At 61.2% G+C, this 17,621-nt stretch carries 15 protein-coding genes; 10 read left to right on the forward strand and 5 right to left on the reverse strand.

Annotated features, from left to right (window positions below):
* Window positions 1-79 precede the first annotated feature (79 nt).
* Complete coding sequence (locus J3P86_RS00290; protein WP_434626787.1) at window positions 80-1,531, reverse strand: alanine/glycine:cation symporter family protein; 1,452 nt, start codon at window positions 1,529-1,531, stop codon at window positions 80-82.
* Between the two features lie 486 nt (window positions 1,532-2,017).
* Window positions 2,018-3,442 (reverse strand): aspartate ammonia-lyase, encoded by a 1,425-nt coding sequence (aspA, locus tag J3P86_RS00295; RefSeq protein ID WP_434570586.1) that lies wholly within the window; start codon window positions 3,440-3,442, stop codon window positions 2,018-2,020.
* A gap of 182 nt (window positions 3,443-3,624) precedes the next feature.
* Here aspA and J3P86_RS00300 point away from each other — a divergent pair, with 182 nt between their 5' ends.
* On the forward strand, window positions 3,625-4,536 hold the full coding sequence (locus J3P86_RS00300) for a LysR substrate-binding domain-containing protein (RefSeq protein ID WP_434602400.1): 912 nt from the start codon (window positions 3,625-3,627) through the stop codon (window positions 4,534-4,536).
* 45 nt (window positions 4,537-4,581) lie between these two features.
* Here the strand turns inward: J3P86_RS00300 and J3P86_RS00305 are convergent, their stop codons facing one another.
* Window positions 4,582-5,151 carry a reprolysin-like metallopeptidase gene (locus tag J3P86_RS00305; RefSeq protein ID WP_434699206.1) on the reverse strand — a complete coding sequence of 190 codons (570 nt, stop codon included), beginning with the start codon at window positions 5,149-5,151 and terminating at the stop codon, window positions 4,582-4,584.
* A gap of 352 nt (window positions 5,152-5,503) precedes the next feature.
* Between J3P86_RS00305 and purE the strand changes: the two genes are divergently transcribed.
* The 4 genes from purE to J3P86_RS00325 all read left to right on the forward strand — a co-directional run bounded on the left by purE (window position 5,504) and on the right by J3P86_RS00325 (window position 8,063).
* Window positions 5,504-5,995: a 5-(carboxyamino)imidazole ribonucleotide mutase gene (purE, locus tag J3P86_RS00310; RefSeq protein WP_003196369.1), complete on the forward strand. Its 492-nt coding sequence runs from the start codon at window positions 5,504-5,506 to the stop codon at window positions 5,993-5,995.
* Window positions 5,996-6,007: 12 nt separating this feature from the next.
* The gene (locus J3P86_RS00315) at window positions 6,008-7,093 is read left to right on the forward strand and encodes a 5-(carboxyamino)imidazole ribonucleotide synthase (protein WP_434699207.1); all 1,086 of its coding nucleotides are present in this window, start codon (window positions 6,008-6,010) and stop codon (window positions 7,091-7,093) included.
* 102 nt (window positions 7,094-7,195) lie between these two features.
* On the forward strand, window positions 7,196-7,441 hold the full coding sequence (locus J3P86_RS00320; protein WP_256229514.1) for a GlsB/YeaQ/YmgE family stress response membrane protein: 246 nt from the start codon (window positions 7,196-7,198) through the stop codon (window positions 7,439-7,441).
* 85 nt (window positions 7,442-7,526) lie between these two features.
* Window positions 7,527-8,063 carry a DUF3299 domain-containing protein gene (locus J3P86_RS00325; protein ID WP_305497682.1) on the forward strand — a complete coding sequence of 179 codons (537 nt, stop codon included), beginning with the start codon at window positions 7,527-7,529 and terminating at the stop codon, window positions 8,061-8,063.
* 126 nt (window positions 8,064-8,189) lie between these two features.
* Here J3P86_RS00325 and J3P86_RS00330 read toward each other — a convergent pair whose 3' ends face one another.
* Window positions 8,190-9,089, reverse strand: coding sequence for a D-hexose-6-phosphate mutarotase (locus tag J3P86_RS00330; protein WP_434626779.1), 900 nt, complete (start codon window positions 9,087-9,089; stop codon window positions 8,190-8,192).
* A gap of 57 nt (window positions 9,090-9,146) precedes the next feature.
* Window positions 9,147-9,551 (reverse strand): acyl-CoA thioesterase, encoded by a 405-nt coding sequence (locus tag J3P86_RS00335; protein WP_003177184.1) that lies wholly within the window; start codon window positions 9,549-9,551, stop codon window positions 9,147-9,149.
* A 375-nt stretch (window positions 9,552-9,926) separates the two neighbouring features.
* Between J3P86_RS00335 and J3P86_RS00340 the strand changes: the two genes are divergently transcribed.
* The 5 genes from J3P86_RS00340 (at window position 9,927) to pstB (ending at window position 17,554) form a co-directional block, all read left to right on the forward strand.
* Complete coding sequence (locus J3P86_RS00340) at window positions 9,927-11,225, forward strand: MFS transporter (protein WP_434699208.1); 1,299 nt, start codon at window positions 9,927-9,929, stop codon at window positions 11,223-11,225.
* Window positions 11,226-11,463: 238 nt separating this feature from the next.
* Window positions 11,464-12,462, forward strand: coding sequence for a phosphate ABC transporter substrate-binding protein PstS (locus tag J3P86_RS00345; RefSeq protein WP_092333675.1), 999 nt, complete (start codon window positions 11,464-11,466; stop codon window positions 12,460-12,462).
* A gap of 396 nt (window positions 12,463-12,858) precedes the next feature.
* A complete protein-coding gene (locus J3P86_RS00350; protein ID WP_434700690.1) occupies window positions 12,859-14,892 on the forward strand; it encodes an ABC transporter permease subunit in 2,034 nt (677 codons plus the stop codon).
* Between the two features lie 15 nt (window positions 14,893-14,907).
* Window positions 14,908-16,578, forward strand: a complete 1,671-nt coding sequence (gene pstA, locus J3P86_RS00355) for a phosphate ABC transporter permease PstA (protein ID WP_434602405.1) — start codon at window positions 14,908-14,910, stop codon at window positions 16,576-16,578.
* A 142-nt stretch (window positions 16,579-16,720) separates the two neighbouring features.
* Window positions 16,721-17,554: a phosphate ABC transporter ATP-binding protein PstB gene (pstB, locus tag J3P86_RS00360; RefSeq protein ID WP_305497678.1), complete on the forward strand. Its 834-nt coding sequence runs from the start codon at window positions 16,721-16,723 to the stop codon at window positions 17,552-17,554.
* The last annotated feature ends 67 nt before the right edge of the window (window positions 17,555-17,621 follow it).

The following is a 17,621-nucleotide window of genomic DNA, read 5'->3' on the forward strand; positions in this document are numbered from 1 at the left end:
GCCGAGCATGACGCCGACCTTGTGTTGTGTCACGCCGGGCGCAGGGGATGCGCCCGGTTTATTTCAAACAACCTGCCGATCAGCGTTGCGCTGCGGCCAGGCTCGCGGGGGCGTTGCCGGATTCAGCGGCGGGGGTCGACGGGTTCGCTGGCCAGGCCTTGCGGTCCAGGTCCAGGTCGGGGAATTTGCTGGAATCGAAGACCGGAACCTTGATACCAGCCGAACGCTGGTCGTCATAGTCGCGCAGGATGCGCATGCCGACCTTGAACAGCAGGAACAGCGCGATCAGGTTCACGAACGCCAGCAGCGTCATGGTGATATCGGCGAACGCGAACACGGTGCCGAGGTTCTCGATGGCGCCCCAGAAAATCAGTCCCAGGACCAAGGCGCGATAGGCCATCAGCGCCTTGCGGTTTTCACCTAGCATGAAGCGCAGGTTGTTTTCGCCCAGATAATAGTTGTAGAGGATCGAGGTGAACACGAACAACGACAGGGCCACTGAGATGAATATCCGGCCCCAGTCGCCGACCACGGCCGCCAGGGAGTTCTGGGTCAGGGCAATGCCGTCGCCTTCGAAGCCTGGGGTGTAGAAACCCGACAGCAGGATCAGCAGCGCGGTGCAGGTGCAGATCACGAACGTGTCGAGGAAAACGCTGAACGCCTGGACCACGCCTTGGGCGACCGGGTGCTCCACCGACGCCACGGCGGCCACGTTAGGCGCACTGCCCAGGCCGGCTTCGTTGGCGAACACGCCACGCTTGACGCCCATGACGATGGCGCTGCCGATCAGGCCGCCAAAGGCCTGGTCCAGACCGAAGGCGCTCCTGACGATCGTCGCCAGCATGCCTGGTACATGTTCGAATTGCAGCACGATCACGTAAAGCGTCACGGCGATGTATGCCAGGGTCTTGACCGGTACCAGCAGGTCCGCAACCTTGGCGATTCGCTTGATCCCGCCGATGAATACCAGGCCCAGCAGCACCGCCAGGCCGAGGCCGGTGTAGGTGGTATCGAGGCCGAAGGCGTTATTCAGGGAGTGAGTGACGGCGTGGGCTTGCAGGCCGTTGAAGGCGAAGCCGAAGGTGATCAGCAGCAGGAACGCCATGATCATGCCCAGCCAGCGTTTCTGCAGGCCGTGCTGGATGTAGTAGGACGGACCACCACGGAACTGGCCTTCGGAATCGCAGCGCTTGTAGAGCTGGCCGAGGGAGCACTCGAAGAAGCTGCTGGACATGCCGACCAGCGCGGTCACCCACATCCAGAACACTGCACCAGGCCCGCCGAGGGTCACGGCGATGCCGACACCGGCGATGTTGCCCGCGCCGACACGGCCGGCAAGGCTGAGCATCAGGGCCTGGAAGGAGCTGAGCTGGTCAGTGCTGCTTTTCAGGCTGTCCCGGAACACCGAGAACATATGAAAGAAATGACGGAACTGGACGAAACGCGAGCGGATCGTGAAGTAGCCACCGAGCCCGACAATGAGCACGATCAGCACTTTCCCTGAGAGGAAGTCGTTGATGACTTCGAGCATGAGTATTCCTCGCTGTTTTTTGTTTAAGCAAATGCTGGCCATTTGGAAACATCGTGTTACATCGGCCGGCGCGCGGCACGACAGTTGAGGCGATGTTCGTCCCGGTCCACTTCGCGGGTTTGTTATTAGTTCGGTTTTCGCATGTTGTGAGGTCTCGCTACCGACGACCACTCATGCGAAGAGGGGCGGCACTATACCTATCAGTGCGGCGCCCGTCTGCACAGTTGTGGTGCGTGCGACGAAACGGACCCTTGTATCTCCTGGCCTATCGGTCAGGTTCTTGTGGAAGTGAGCCGGCTCTGGATAGCTGGCGACGCGGGGTACAACGGCAGCGCGTCGCTGTTTATCGCGAGTAGGCTTGCTCCTACAAATTTGCTCCCGCTTTCAGTTGTCGGTTAAAAAAAAGGGCCTGGGGAACGAGTCCCCAAGCCCTCAAAAGGTGAGAGGTGTCTAGTCCCTCGACCTGGTGAGCAGTGGTCGCGTCGATCAAGCCTTCAGTGGGACCAGACGCGGAGCAATCATGTTTTCCGGGCGCAGGATGTCGTCGAGCATGGCGTCGTCGAGCAAGCCTTCCTCGCGCACCAGTTCCAGCACGCCGCGGCCGCTTTCCAGGGCAACGCGGGCGATGCGGGTGGCGTTTTCATAGCCGATGTACGGGTTCAGGGCGGTAACCAGGCCGATCGAGTGCTCGACCAGTTCGCGGCAGCGCGCTTCGTTGGCGGTGATGCCGACGATGCAGTGCTCGCGCAGCATGTCCATGGCCCGTTGCAGCAGGCGGATCGAGTCGAAGATCTTGAAGGCGATCAGCGGCTCCATCACGTTCAGTTGCAGTTGGCCGCCTTCGGCCGCCATGGTCAGCGCCAGGTCGTTGCCGATGATCTGGAACGCGACCTGGTTCACCGCTTCAGGGATCACCGGGTTGACCTTGCCAGGCATGATCGAACTGCCTGGCTGGCGGGCCGGCAGGTTGATTTCGTTGATGCCGGTGCGTGGGCCGCTGGACAGCAGGCGCAAGTCGTTGCAGATCTTCGACAGCTTGACCGCGGTGCGCTTGAGCATGCCGGAGAACAGCACGAAGGCGCCCATGTCGGAGGTCGCTTCGATCAGGTCGGCGGCCGGAACCAGCGGTTGGCCGCTGATGGTCGCCAGGCGTTGTACGGCCAGGGCCTGGTAACGCGGATCGGCGTTGATGCCGGTACCGATGGCGGTGCCGCCCAGGTTCACTTCGGTGAGCAATTCAGGCGCCAGGGTTTTCAGACGCGCCAGGTCTTCGCTCAAGGTGGTGGCGAACGCGCGGAATTCCTGGCCCAACGTCATCGGCACGGCGTCTTGCAGTTGGGTACGGCCCATTTTAAGTACGTGGCTGAATTCCTCGCCCTTGGCGGCGAACGCCTGGATCAGGCTGTCGAGGCTGGCCAGCAACGCGTCGTGGCCCAGCAGCAGACCCAGGCGGATCGCGGTCGGGTAGGCGTCGTTGGTCGACTGCGCCATGTTCACGTCGTTGTTCGGATGCAGATACTGGTATTCGCCCTTCTGGTGACCCATGGCCTCCAGCGCGATGTTGGCGATGACTTCGTTGGCATTCATGTTGGTCGACGTGCCGGCGCCGCCCTGGATCATGTCCACCACGAATTCGTCGTGGAAATCGCCGCGGATCAATCGTGCACAGGCTTCGCTGATGGCGGCGTGCTTGGCTTCGCTGAGCTGGCCCAACTCACGGTTGGCGTCAGCGGCGGCTTGCTTGACCATTGCCAGACCGACCACCAGTTTCGGGTAATGCGAGATCGGGACGCCGGAGAGACGAAAGTTGTTGATCGCTCGCAGGGTCTGGATGCCGTAATACGCTTGCGCCGGTACTTCGAGTACGCCAAGCAGGTCTTTTTCTGTGCGGAATGATGCAGCGGAGGACATGATGTCAATCATCTCAATAAGGACCCGGTCTGAGCCGGAACGCTGTGAATCCTAGGCTTTCAGAAAATTTAGGGCCAATGCTGTTAAGCACTGGCCTATGCACATTCGGCATAATGCGCGTGTGACGCCGATGATGCGGCGAACGTGTGACCTGTTTTGGTGCGTCCTACGGGAGGACGGAGATGAATCTTGAAAGCAAATGGCTAGAGGACTTCAGTGCCTTGGCCGCGACGCGCAGTTTTTCCCAGGCGGCCGAGCGCCGCTTTGTGACGCAACCAGCGTTCAGCCGGCGGATCCGCAGCCTGGAGGCGGCGCTGGGGCTGACCCTGGTCAACCGCTCCCGCACGCCGATCGAACTGACTGCGGCGGGACAGTTGTTCCTGGTAACGGCGCGCACGGTGGTCGAGCAGTTGGGCGAAGTGCTGCGGCACTTGCACCACCTGGAGGGCGGGCAGGGCGAAGTTATCCAGGTAGCGGCGGCACATTCCCTGGCGCTGGGTTTCTTTCCGCGCTGGATCGCCCAGTTGCGCAACGAAGGCATGAACATCGCCACGCGGCTGGTGGCGACCAATGTCGGTGATGCGGTGCATGCCCTGCGTGAAGGGGGCTGCGACTTGATGCTGGCCTTCTACGACCCGGATTCGGCGATGCAGATGGACCCGGAGATCTTCCCATCGTTGCACCTGGGCCAGACCGAAATGCTCCCCGTCTGCGCGGCCGATGCCGACCGCAAGCCGTTGTTCGACCTGGAGGGCGAGACCAGCGTGCCCCTGCTGGCCTACAGCGCCGGCGCTTTTCTGGGCCGTTCGGTGAACCAGTTGTTGCGCCAGCGGGCCCTGCGTTTCACCACGGTCTACGAGACGGCCATGGCTGACAGCCTGAAAAGCATGGCCCTGGAAGGCCTGGGCATCGCCTGGGTGCCGCACCTGAGTGTGCGCAACGAACTGGCCCGGGGCGAGCTGGTGATATGCGGCGGGGCGCAATGGCACGTGCCGCTGGAAATCCGCCTGTACCGCTGCGCCCTGGTGCGCAAGGCCAATGTGCGGTTGTTGTGGCGCAAGCTTGAGGGTGGGGCGGCCAGCCCTGCGGCTTGAAAAGCGTGAAAACCGTCGTCTGGGCTTTCACGCCGGATGGGCGGGTCAGTCGAAGGAGTCTACGTAGCTACGGATGTTTGCCCGGTTCTTTTCGGTAAAGCGGTAAGTATTGCCACGAAAATCCTGGAAGTCGTCGCCGAACATGATCGAATTATGCCACCAGCCATCATATTCGATCGCACCGTCATCATGGGTCGCGCCCAGCATATGGCCTATTTCATGGGCCGGTGTCCGGAATTTAGTAATTGAAGCAATGGCCGCGTAGCCCTTGACGTCCGCGATACCGGCAACTTTGCTGTTGAGATTGTCCCGAGTCAGCAACAGGATCTTGGTGAGGGACGGCTCAAGGCCGCGGTTCTGCACCGTCTCGATGTGCAGTTCCGCCACCAGTCGCCGCCATTCCCGGATGGTTTTTACTTCGTCTACATGCTTGTAATTGAATCCCGAGAGCGCGGGGTAAGTACCCACGGGATGGACTGTAATCTGGACTTTACGATGTGCAACTCTTTCCAGCTCGGTGTTAAACCAGGAAAAATAATCGGGATAGAATTGGCTCACACTGTAGTCTTTTAGATCGTCGTGTTGGATAACTAGGATCACGATAGGTTTTGGCATGTTTGAACGTCCTGTTCAATGAGTGCTCCAGAAAGTGCCCCTTGGTTACAAGAGCGCACCGTGCCGGATTCTTATAGGCTGCTTTTTGAACTGGATAAACCGCTGCTGCACCTCAAGATATTTCCCCGTAAATGAGCCCGGCGCACTGACTCGATAGTCAGGAAAGCCGCGGTTTGCGCAACGCATGACAGATGGTCGCGACAGGGGCTGTTTATCTGCTTCATTACGGTATACTGCCCGGCCTTCGGTCGGTCCACCCGGCCATAATTCGTACAACAAGCCACGCCGGTTTCCTGCGTGGCTTGTTGTTTTTTGACGCGCCCCAGGGCGCCCAGAGAGAAGAGGCACGACGATGAGTGCACTGGTTGGCGTGATCATGGGCTCCAAGTCCGATTGGTCCACCCTTAGCCACACCGCCGATATGCTGGAAAAGCTCGGCATCCCCTACGAGGTGAAAGTGGTGTCCGCCCACCGCACCCCGGACCTGCTGTTCCAGTACGCCGAAGAAGCCGAGGCGCGTGGCATCGAAGTGATCATCGCCGGCGCCGGCGGCGCGGCTCACCTGCCAGGCATGTGCGCGGCCAAGACGCACTTGCCGGTACTGGGCGTGCCGGTACAGTCATCGATGCTCTCGGGCGTCGATTCGTTGCTGTCGATCGTGCAGATGCCCGCCGGCATCCCGGTTGCCACCCTGGCCATCGGCAAGGCCGGCGCGATCAACGCAGCCCTGTTGTCGGCGAGTATCCTGGGCGCCAAGCATCCGCAGTTTCATACCGTGCTGAAAAAATTCCGCGCTGAGCAGACAGACAGCGTCCTGGACAATCCAGACCCACGCATTGCCTGAGGTTGTTGACGAATGAAGATCGGTGTAATCGGTGGCGGCCAGTTGGGTCGCATGTTGGCCCTGGCGGGTACGCCGTTGGGGATGAACTTCGCTTTCCTGGATCCGGCGCCGGACGCCTGTGCCGCGGCGCTGGGTGAACACCTGCGTGCCGATTACGGCGATCAGGACCATCTGCGCCAGCTGGCCGATGAAGTCGACCTGGTGACCTTCGAGTTCGAAAGCGTCCCGGCCGAGACCGTTGCCTTCCTGTCCCAGTTCGTCCCGGTCTTCCCGAGCGCCGAAGCCTTGCGCATCGCCCGCGATCGATGGTTCGAAAAGAACATGTTCAAGGACCTGGGCATTCCGACCCCGGCCTTCGCCGACATTCAGTCCCAGGCCGACCTGGAAGCCGCCGTTGCGTCCATCGGCCTGCCGGCCGTGCTCAAGACCCGCACCCTGGGTTACGACGGCAAGGGCCAGAAGGTCCTGCGCAACCCGGAAGACGTCGCCGGCACATTCGCCGAGCTGGGCAGCGTCGGCTGCCTGCTGGAAGGCTTCGTGCCTTTCACCGGCGAAGTCTCGCTGATCGCCGTGCGTGCCCGTGACGGTGAAATCCGTTTCTACCCGCTGGTGCACAACACCCATAAGGACGGCATCCTCAAGCTGTCCGTCGCCAGCACCGACCACCCGCTGCAAGCCCTGGCTGAAGACTACTCCAGCCGGGTACTCAAGCAGCTCGATTATGTCGGCGTCATGGCGTTCGAGTTCTTTGAAGTGGATGGCGGCCTCAAGGCCAATGAAATCGCCCCGCGCGTGCACAACTCCGGGCACTGGACCACCGAAGGCGCCGAGTGCAGCCAGTTCGAAAACCACCTGCGGGCGGTCGCCGGGCTGCCGCTGGGGTCGACGGCCAAGGTCGGCGAAAGCGCGATGCTGAACTTCATCGGCAAGGTGCCGGACACCGAGAAGGTCCTGGCGATCGCCGACTGCCACCTGCATCACTACGGCAAGGCGTTCAAGGTCGGGCGCAAGGTTGGTCACGCCAACCTGCGTTGCGCCGACCGGGCCACGCTGGCCCAGCAGATCATCAAGGTCGAGACGCTGATCGCCGAGCAATAATCTGAAACATCGGTGGAACCATTCGTCGGCCGTCTTCTCTCATGGCAAGGTGCCAAAGTCTGACTAGGCTTTGGCATAGCTACTTAATCAGAGGGGAATACCATGGGAATCATCGGAACCATTTTTATCGGCCTGATCGTTGGCCTGCTCGCGCGTTTCCTGAAGCCTGGCGATGACAGCATGGGCTGGATCATGACCATCCTGCTGGGTATCGGCGGTTCGCTGGCAGCCACTTACGGCGGCCAGGCCCTGGGCATCTATCAGGCAGGCGAAGGCGCTGGTTTCCTCGGTGCCCTGGTGGGCGCGGTGGTGCTGCTGGTGATCTACGGCCTGATCAAAAGGAACTGATCAAAGCGCGAAAGTCCTCTGCGCGTGGCGCGCGCGGAGGGCTAGAATGCCCGGCGTCGTATTTTCCCTTATGCCGAGCCCTTTCATGCGCCGTCTACTGCTGACCTTCCTTCTGCTGGGCACTGGCCTGGCCCACGCCGCCGAGCTGCCCGAAACCGACTGGCTCGAACTGATGCCCAAGTCGGACCAGAAGGCCCTCGAGGCCATGCCCGAGATCGATCACAACTCCCCCGAAGCCAACGGCACCTTCACCGAAAAGGGTGGCCTGAAGCAGAGCAAAGGCTTGCCGGCGGTGATGTATTCGACCAAGACCGTGGCGTCAATGAACGACAAGCACATCCGCATCGGCGGATACCCGGTGCCGCTGGAAACCGACGCCAAGGGCCGCAGCACGCTGTTTTTCCTGGTGCCTTACCCGGGGGCCTGCATCCATGTCCCGCCACCGCCGCCCAATCAATTGGTGCTGGTGCGTTATCCCAAAGGCCTGAAGCTGGATGATATCTACACGCCGCTGTGGGTCACCGGCACGCTGAAGATCGAAAAGGTCGACAACGACCTGGCGAGCGCGGCGTATGCGATGGAGGCGCAGAAGGTGCGGGTGGTGCAGGAGGCGGATTTGTAGGTTTGGCATCAACCCATTGTGGGAGCGAGCCTGCTCGCGAAGGCAGTGTGTCAGTCAAGATATGTATTCACTGACACGCCGCCTTCGCGAGCAGGCTCGCTCCCACAGGGGATTTGTTCAGTGTGTTTAGAGCGGTTTGCTGCGAATGCTCACGCCCAGCGTATGGCTGGCATCTGGCAACAACGTCACCACATCATCCATCACATTGGCCGTCTCGATGCAGAGCATGCGTTGCCAGCCATCATCGGCCATGTCGCTGAAGGCCTTGGCGCGTTCGGTCCAGGGGTTCCAGATCACCGCCGAACGTGAACCGGTAGCGGTCAATTCGATGCGTCGCTGCCAATGCGCGTCGACGATGCTCAGCGTCGGCGGCGTATCGAGATAGATCCGGTCGGTTTCGCCGGCAAAATGCAGCTCGCCGGCCTGGGTATGGACGTTCCAGTCATCCAGGGTCTCGACGTAGCGCAAGCCATCCACTCCGTCGACATGCACGTTGCGCACGTCGCTGACCGCGAAATAGCTGTGCAGCGCCTGGCTCAGGCTGACGGTTTCGCTGCCACGGTTATGGCTGGTCAGATGGATATGCAGTTGCTCGTCCATGACCATGGTCAAGGTCAGGTCGACCTGATGGGGCCAGCCGGACAAACCGTTTTCGGGATAGGGCAGCACGAATTCGATCTTCAGGCTTTCACCCTCGGCTTCGATGCCCTTGAGTTCCCAATCCATTGCCCGTACCAGGCCGTGAGCGGTGGCCGGTTCGTTGCTGACGCGCATGGCCTGGACGCTGTCGGGGTTGCGCGTCAGGTTGCCGAACCACGGCCAGCACACCGGTACGCCGGCACGGATGCTCTTGCCGGTCTTGAACGTCGCCTGGTCGTTGAGCCAGATCAGCGGCGGCTGGCCGTCCACCTGATAGCTGAGAACGTGCGCGCCTTGCTGGGCCACGAGCAACTCGGCCTGACCGTGGCGGATGCGCCAACCGTTCAGTTCATCCAGTTTGACGGCTTCGACGTTAGGCGTTGGCATGCTGCAAATCTCGTTCAGGAACATGGACTGCAATGGACCGCAAAACGGCCGCCGTGTTTAACGCGCCCGAGGTGGAACCGAGCGGGTACGACCACTGCCATCGATGGCGACGAACACGAACACCGCTTCGGTGACCTTGCGCCATTCGCTGGACAATGGGTCGTCACTCCAGACCTCGACCATCATCTGGATCGAGCTCCGGCCGATTTCCAGGGCCTGGGTGTAGAACGACAATTGCGCACCCACTGCCACCGGCACCAGGAACGCCATGCGATCGATCGCCACGGTAGCCACGCGGCCGCCGGCAACCTTGCTGGCCATCGCGGTGCCGGCCAGGTCCATCTGGGACACCAGCCAACCGCCGAAAATATCCCCGAAGCCGTTGGTCTCTCGGGGAAGCGCGGTGATTTGCAGGGCCAGATCGCCCTGCGGGATTGGATCTTCTTGTTCGAGCTCTATCATGCCGGGGGTGCCTCTGACCCGTAACGCTGTCTTGTACTTCAGGTGAGTAGCCGTCCTTAAAAAAACGATTCAGCCCGAACATGCCGCGTTCGTCACGTTTTTCGTCAAGGCGTGCCAAAGGGAAACTCTGCGAAACCGGCTGATCTCGTATTGCGCCACCAACGACGTTTTCGCACAGCAACCCCTTACAGAGTGTTGCAAGGTTGCGAGTATATCGGGCGATAGTCGTCGAGACGACCACTCGGTTCTGATTTCGACTGTCAATTACGCGCCTCTATGTGCTTTTTCGAACAATTTGCTATCGTGCCGAACCTGCCCGGGCGCCCATTCAGTGTTGTCGGGGCCGCAGAATCGACTATAAGAGAAGCCCTTGCCATGACCACTGCGCCTTCGAGCACGGCGACACCCGCACAACCCGCCCGTCCGCTGACCCGTAACGACTACAAGACCCTGTCGCTTTCTGCCTTGGGCGGTGCGCTGGAATTCTACGATTTCATCATTTTCGTGTTCTTTGCCACCGTGGTCGGCAAATTGTTCTTCCCCGCCGAGATGCCCGAGTGGCTGCGCCTGATGCAGACGTTCGGCATCTTTGCCGCCGGTTACCTGGCCCGGCCGCTGGGCGGGATCATCATGGCCCACTTCGGCGACCTGCTGGGACGCAAGAAGATGTTCACCCTGAGCATCTTCATGATGGCCGTGCCGACCCTGATCATGGGTCTGCTGCCCACTTACGCGCAGATCGGCATGTGGGCGCCGATTCTGTTGCTGTTGATGCGGGTAATCCAGGGCGCCGCGATTGGCGGCGAAGTGCCAGGCGCCTGGGTATTCGTTTCCGAACACGTGCCGGCGCGCCACATCGGCTATGCCTGCGGCACGCTGACCTGCGGCCTGACGGCGGGGATTTTGCTGGGTTCGCTGGTCGCCACGGCCATCAACAGCATTTATACGCCGGTGGAAGTAGCGGATTACGCCTGGCGGATCCCGTTCCTGCTGGGCGGCGTGTTCGGCCTGTTTTCGGTGTACCTGCGCCGCTGGCTCCATGAAACCCCGGTATTTGCCGAGCTGCAATTGCGCAAGGCCCTGGCCCAAGAAGTGCCGTTGCGCGCGGTGCTGCGTGATCATCGCGGCGCCATCGCCATTTCGATGCTGCTGACCTGGCTGTTGTCGGCGGGCGTCATCGTGGTGATCCTGATGACCCCAACCGTGCTGCAGACCGTGTACCACTTCAGCCCGACCACCGCGTTGCAGGCCAATAGCCTGGCGATCGTATTCCTCAGTTTCGGCTGTATCGGCGCGGGTGTGCTGGCTGACCGCTTCGGCGCCGGCCGGGTGTTCGTTTTTGGTAGTGGCTTGCTGATGATCACCTTCTGGACCTTCTACCACAGCCTGTTCGAGCACCCCGAGTGGTTGTTCCCGCTCTACGCCTTGAGCGGCTTGTTGGTGGGTACCATCGGCGCGGTGCCCTACGTCATGGTCAATGCTTTCCCGGCCGTGGTGCGCTTCAGCGGACTGTCGTTCTCCTACAACCTGGCCTACGCGATCTTCGGCGGGCTGACCCCGATGATCGTGACCCTGCTGTTGAAAGAGAGTCCGATGGGGCCGGCGTACTACGTAGCGATTATCTGCGGGATCGGGATGTTGATTGGTGGGTATCTCTGGAAGAAGGGCCGCTAGGCCCTGGTCTTTCACTGCCTGTACTGGCCTCATCGCGAGCAAGCTCGCTCCCACAGGGTTCGGTGTTTATCGCATATCCTCTGTGGGAGCGAGCTTGCTCGCGATGGGCGCACCATGAATCATCCTGCGAAACCCAATGCTGGCCTTTCATCCAATTGTCATATTTCAGCCATAGAGTGTTCATACGGCTTATCGATACTTGGCCGACTTAACACACCCTATCTGCTAGGAGTAAGGCATGAAACTGAAGCGTTTGATGGCGGCAATGACGTTTGTCGCTGCTGGCGTCGCGACTGCCAACGCGGTTGCCGCTGTTGACCCTGCGATCCCGAGCTACACCAAGACCACTGGTGTGTCGGGCAACCTGTCCAGCGTCGGCTCCGATACCCTGGCTAACCTGATGACCTTGTGGGCCGAGAACTACAAGAAGGAATACCCGAACGTCAACATCCAGATCCAGGCCGCCGGTTCCTCCACCGCGCCGCCCGCACTCACCGAAGGCACCGCCAACCTGGGCCCGATGAGCCGCAAGATGAAGGACAACGAGCTGCAAGCCTTCGAACAGAAGTACGGCTACAAGCCGACCGCTATTCCGGTTGCCGTGGATGCCCTGGCGGTATTCGTGCACAAGGACAACCCGATCAAGCACCTGACCATGGCTCAGGTCGATGCGATTTTCTCCTCGACTCGCCTGTGCGGCGCCAAGGCTGACGTCAAGACCTGGGGCGACCTGGGCGTGACCGGCGACCTGGCCAACAAGCCAGTCCAGCTGTTTGGCCGCAACTCGGTGTCCGGCACCTACGGCTACTTCAAGGAAGAAGCCCTGTGCAAAGGCGACTACAAGCCAAATGTCAACGAACAACCAGGTTCGGCTTCGGTTGTGCAGTCGATCAGCAGCTCGCTTAACGGCATCGGCTACTCGGGTATCGGCTACAAGACCGCCAGCGTGAAAACCGTTGCCCTGGCCAAGAAGGAAGGCGGTGAGTTCGTCGAGGACACCGAAGAAAACGCCCTGAACGGCAAGTATCCGCTGTCGCGTTTCCTCTACGTCTACGTCAACAAGGCACCGAACAAGCCTCTGGCCCCGCTGGAAGCCGAGTTCGTCAAGCTGATCCTGTCCAAGCAAGGCCAGGAAGTCGTGGTCAAGGACGGCTACATCCCGGTTCCAGCCAAAGTCGCCGCCAAGGCACTGGCTGACCTGGGTCTGCAGGAAGGCGGCAACGTCGCCAAGCAGTAACGCCTGAGCCCAGGCCCCTGTGGGAGCGAGCTTGCTCGCTGCCACAGACCAAATTTCCATCCGCTGCCGGTTCCCACCGGCGGCGGATTTGTTGCGTCACTTCACTGTCATCTTTCTGTCATACAGGATCGCTAGGGTGTGCGCATGAATGATCTGGCCAACTCCACAATGACTACGACTTCCCCTCCCAAGCGCATTGACTTCAATACGCCTGAGCTGCAACGCAAGCGCCGCATCCGCGCGCTCAAGGATCGCCTCACCCGTTGGTACGTGCTGGTTGGCGGCCTCGCCGTCCTCGCCGCCATTACTTTGATTTTTTTCTTCCTGGCCTACGTGGTACTGCCGCTGTTCCAAGGCGCGGACCTGACCGCCAAGGACTCGATTACCCCTGCCTGGATGCAAGACGCCGGCAAGCCGCTGATGATCGCCATCGAAGAACAGAACCAGGTGGCGATGCGGGTTTCCGACAAGGGCGTGGCGCTGTTCTACAACCTCGACAGCGGTGCCGAACTGCGGCGTGTCGACCTGCCGATCCCGGCCGGCGCCACTGTGACGTCCATCGGTGAAGATCAGCCCGGCAGCCCGCTGGTGGCGATCGGCTTGTCCAATGGCCAGGCCCTGGTGTTCCGCCACACTTATAAAGTCAGCTACCCCGACGGCAAGAAAACCATCTCTCCGGCCATCGAATACCCTTACGGTGAAGCGCCGGTCGCGTTGAACGAACAGGGCGCGGCCCTGGAGCATGTCAGCCTCAACGCGACCGATTCGACGTTGCTGCTGGCTGGCTCCAGCGGCGCGCAGCTCTATGTGCTGTCGCTCACCAGCGAAGAAAACATGATGACCGGTGAAATCACCAGCGAGCAGACGCGTATCGATCTGCCGCAGATGACCGAGCCGGTAAAAAACATTTTCGTCGACCCGCGCCAGCAGTGGCTGTATGTGGTCAACGGGCGCGCCCAGGCCGATGTGTTCAGCCTGCGGGACAAGAGCCTCAACGGTCGCTACAAGCTGCTCGAGAACGCTGACGCCCAGGTCACCGCCGTTGCCCAGTTGGTCGGTGGCATATCGCTGATCATCGGTGATTCCAAGGGCGGCCTGGCCCAGTGGTTCATGGCTCGCGATCCGGACGGCGAGCTGCGTTTCAAACAGATTCGTACCTTCCAGATGGGCAGCGCACCCATCGTCGAGATCAGCGCCGAAGAGCGTCGCAAGGGCTTCGTTGCGCTCGACGCCGCCGGCAAGCTCGGCGTGTTCCACAGTACTGCCCACCGCACCTTGCTGGTTGATCAGGTAGTCGATGGCCAAGGCCTGTTCGGCATGTCGCCACGGGCCAACCGCCTGATCGTGGAGCAGGGCGGCAAGCTGCAACCGCTGGTCCTGGAAAACCCACACCCGGAAGTCTCGTGGAGCGCCTTGTGGAGCAAGGTCTGGTACGAAAACTACGATGAGCCCAAGTACGTCTGGCAATCGACTGCCGCCAACACCGACTTCGAACCCAAGCTGAGCCTGTCGCCGCTGACCTTCGGCACCCTGAAAGCGGCGTTCTACGCGATGCTTCTGGCCGCGCCGCTGGCGGTTGCCGCAGCGATCTACACCGCCTACTTCATGGCGCCGGGCATGCGCCGCAAGGTCAAGCCGGTGATCGAGCTGATGGAAGCGATGCCGACGGTGATCCTCGGTTTCTTCGCCGGTCTGTTCCTGGCGCCGTACGTCGAAGGGCATCTGCCGGGCATCTTCAGCCTGCTGATGTTGCTGCCGATCGGTATCCTGGTCGCCGGTTTCGCTTTCAGCCGCCTGCCGGAATCCATTCGCCTGCGAGTGCCGGACGGCTGGGAAAGCGCCTTGCTGATCCCGGTGATCCTGTTCGTCGGCTGGCTCTCGCTATACATGAGCCCGTACATGGAAGCCTGGTTCTTCGGCGGCGACATGCGCATGTGGATCTCCCATGACCTGGGCATCACCTACGACCAGCGCAACGCCCTGGTGGTCGGCCTGGCGATGGGCTTCGCGGTCATCCCGAACATTTACTCCATTGCCGAAGACGCCGTGTTCAGTGTGCCTCGCGGCCTGACCCTCGGCTCGCTGGCCCTGGGCGCTACCCCATGGCAGACCATGACCCGCGTGGTCATCCTCACCGCCAGCCCGGGCATCTTCTCGGCGCTGATGATCGGTATGGGCCGGGCGGTGGGCGAGACGATGATCGTGCTGATGGCAACCGGCAACACCCCGGTGATGGAAATGAACCTGTTCGAAGGCCTGCGCACCCTGGCGGCCAACGTCGCGGTGGAGATGCCTGAGTCGGAAGTCGGCGGCAGCCATTACCGCGTGCTGTTCCTGTCGGCCTTGGTGCTGCTGTTGTTCACCTTCGTCATGAACACCCTCGCCGAGCTGATCCGTCAGCGTCTGCGCAAGAAATATTCGTCGCTTTAAGAAAGGTAGAAGTCTGTGAAACAGAACTCCCTGAAAGGATGGTTCAAGAGCGGCGCCCCGGGCGTCTGGATCAGCGGTGGCGCGGTGTCCATCGCGGTCATCATGACCATTGGCCTGTTGGCGGTGATTGCCGTGCGCGGCCTGGGCCACTTCTGGCCGGCCGACCTGATCCACGCCAGCTACAACGTACCGGGCATGCCGGCGCACCTGGTGGTCGGCGAAGTCGTACAGAAAGAAGAAGTGCCTCGCGAGCGCCTGAAAAGCGCTGGCCTGCCGGTGCCGGACGAAGGCCCGGAGTTCATGACCCGCGAACTGGTCAAGGTCGGTAACCGGGATCTCAACGGCACCGATTTCACCTGGATCGTCGGCGACTGGCTGAGCAACCAGACGACCCCGCCGGAGCTGATGGCTCTGGAGCGACGTGAGTGGGGCAACTTCTACGGCTACCTGGTCAACGTCAAGGAACAAGGCAAGGTCATCGCCGAGGGCGAAGCCGCCTGGCCGCAGTTGCAGGCGCGTATCGAGCGGGTCAATCAACTGGCCGACGAACTCAAGACTCTGGAAAAAGTCGACATCGGCGCGATCAACGCCGGCCTCGAGCGCATCCGCCTGCACGGTCGCAAGCTGGAGCTGGACGGCAAGCTCGACGCCGCCGCCCAGGCTGACCTGGAAAGCGAACGCGCCGAACTGAACGCCCGCTACAAGGACATCGAAGCGCGCCTGACCGACCTGCATGCGCAGTTCAACCGCGACAGCCTGACGGCCCGCGATGCCAACGGCAAGGAAGTGGAAATCGAGATCGGCAAAGTGGTGCACGCCTACCAGCCAAACGGCATGGGCACGTTCACCAAGATGGGTTTCTACTTCAGCAAGGTCTGGGAGTTCCTCAGCGACGATCCGCGTGAAGCCAACACTGAAGGTGGGATCTTCCCGGCTATTTTCGGCACCGTGATGATGACCCTGATCATGGCGATGATCGTCACGCCGTTCGGCGTGCTGGCAGCGGTCTACCTGCGTGAATACGCGCGCCAGGGGCCGATGACCCGCCTGATCCGCATCGCGGTGAACAACCTCGCAGGCGTTCCGGCCATCGTCTACGGCGTGTTCGGGCTGGGTTTTTTCGTCTATGTGCTGGGCGGCTCGGTTGACCGGCTATTCTTCCCCGAGGCTTTGCCGGCACCGACCTTCGGCACGCCGGGCCTGCTCTGGGCTTCCTTGACGCTGGCGCTGCTGGCCGTACCGGTGGTGATCGTGGCCACCGAGGAAGGCCTGGCGCGGATTCCGCGGACCGTGCGCGAAGGCTCCCTGGCACTCGGTGCAACCAAGGCCGAAACACTGTGGAAAATCGTCCTGCCGATGGCGAGCCCGGCGATGATGACCGGCATGATCCTCGCCGTGGCCCGTGCCGCCGGCGAGGTAGCGCCGCTGATGCTGGTGGGCGTGGTGAAACTGGCGCCGTCGCTGCCGCTGGATGGCAACTACCCGTACCTGCACTTGGACCAGAAAATCATGCACCTGGGCTTCCATATCTATGACGTCGGCTTCCAGAGCCCGAACGTCGAAGCAGCCCGGCCATTGGTCTACGCCACGGCGTTGCTGCTGGTGCTGGTGATCGCGACCCTGAACCTGTCGGCGGTGTGGATCCGTAACCACCTGCGTGAGAAGTACAAGGCACTGGATAGTTGAGGGTCTGTGGGAGCGAGCCTGCTCGCGAAGCTTTTGGCGGCCTCAAGGCCCCCTTCGCGAGCAGGCTCGCTCCCACATTGGAATTTCATGGGGTCGCCACACAGGCGTTCCGAACCGAATTTGTTAGCACAGGGAGCCTCCCATGCAACACGAAGCACCTACACACGGCATCAACATGTCGGCCCTGGGCCGCGACAAGCAGAGCCTGAACCTGGCTCAGGAAACCGTCGCCATCGAAGTGCCCGGCCTGAACCTGTTCTACGGTCAGAAACAGGCGCTGTACGATGTCAGCCTGAACATCCCGAAACAGCGCGTCACCGCGTTCATCGGTCCGTCGGGCTGCGGCAAGTCGACCTTGCTGCGCACCTTCAACCGCATGAACGATCTGGTGGACGGCTGCCGCGTCGAAGGCGAAATCAACCTCTACGGCAACAACATCTACCGCAAGGGCGAAGACGTTGCCGAACTGCGTCGTCGCGTGGGCATGGTGTTCCAGAAGCCCAACCCGTTCCCCAAGACCATCTACGAGAACGTCGTCTATGGCCTGCGGATCCAGGGCATCAACAAGAAGCGCGTACTCGATGAAGCCGTGGAGTGGGCACTCAAGGGCGCGGCGCTGTGGGATGAGGTCAAGGACCGCCTGCACGAATCGGCGCTGGGCCTGTCCGGTGGGCAGCAGCAGCGTCTGGTGATCGCCCGCACCATCGCCGTGGAGCCGGAAGTGCTGCTGCTCGACGAACCTTGCTCGGCACTCGACCCGATCTCGACGCTGAAAGTCGAGGAACTGATCTACGAGCTCAAGTCCAAGTTCACCATCGTCATCGTGACCCACAACATGCAGCAGGCGGCGCGGGTGTCCGACTACACCGCGTTCATGTACATGGGCAAGCTGGTGGAATTCGGCGACACCGATACCCTGTTTACCAATCCGGCCATGAAGCAGACCGAGGACTACATCACCGGTCGTTACGGCTAGGAAGCCGTTGTTGCTCATTGAATCTACGCTGCGGTCCGCCGCACCTTACCGGACGCTCCAAGGACGC

It is taken from the genome of Pseudomonas sp. D1-1, assembly GCF_051132225.1.
Taxonomy (GTDB): domain Bacteria; phylum Pseudomonadota; class Gammaproteobacteria; order Pseudomonadales; family Pseudomonadaceae; genus Aquipseudomonas.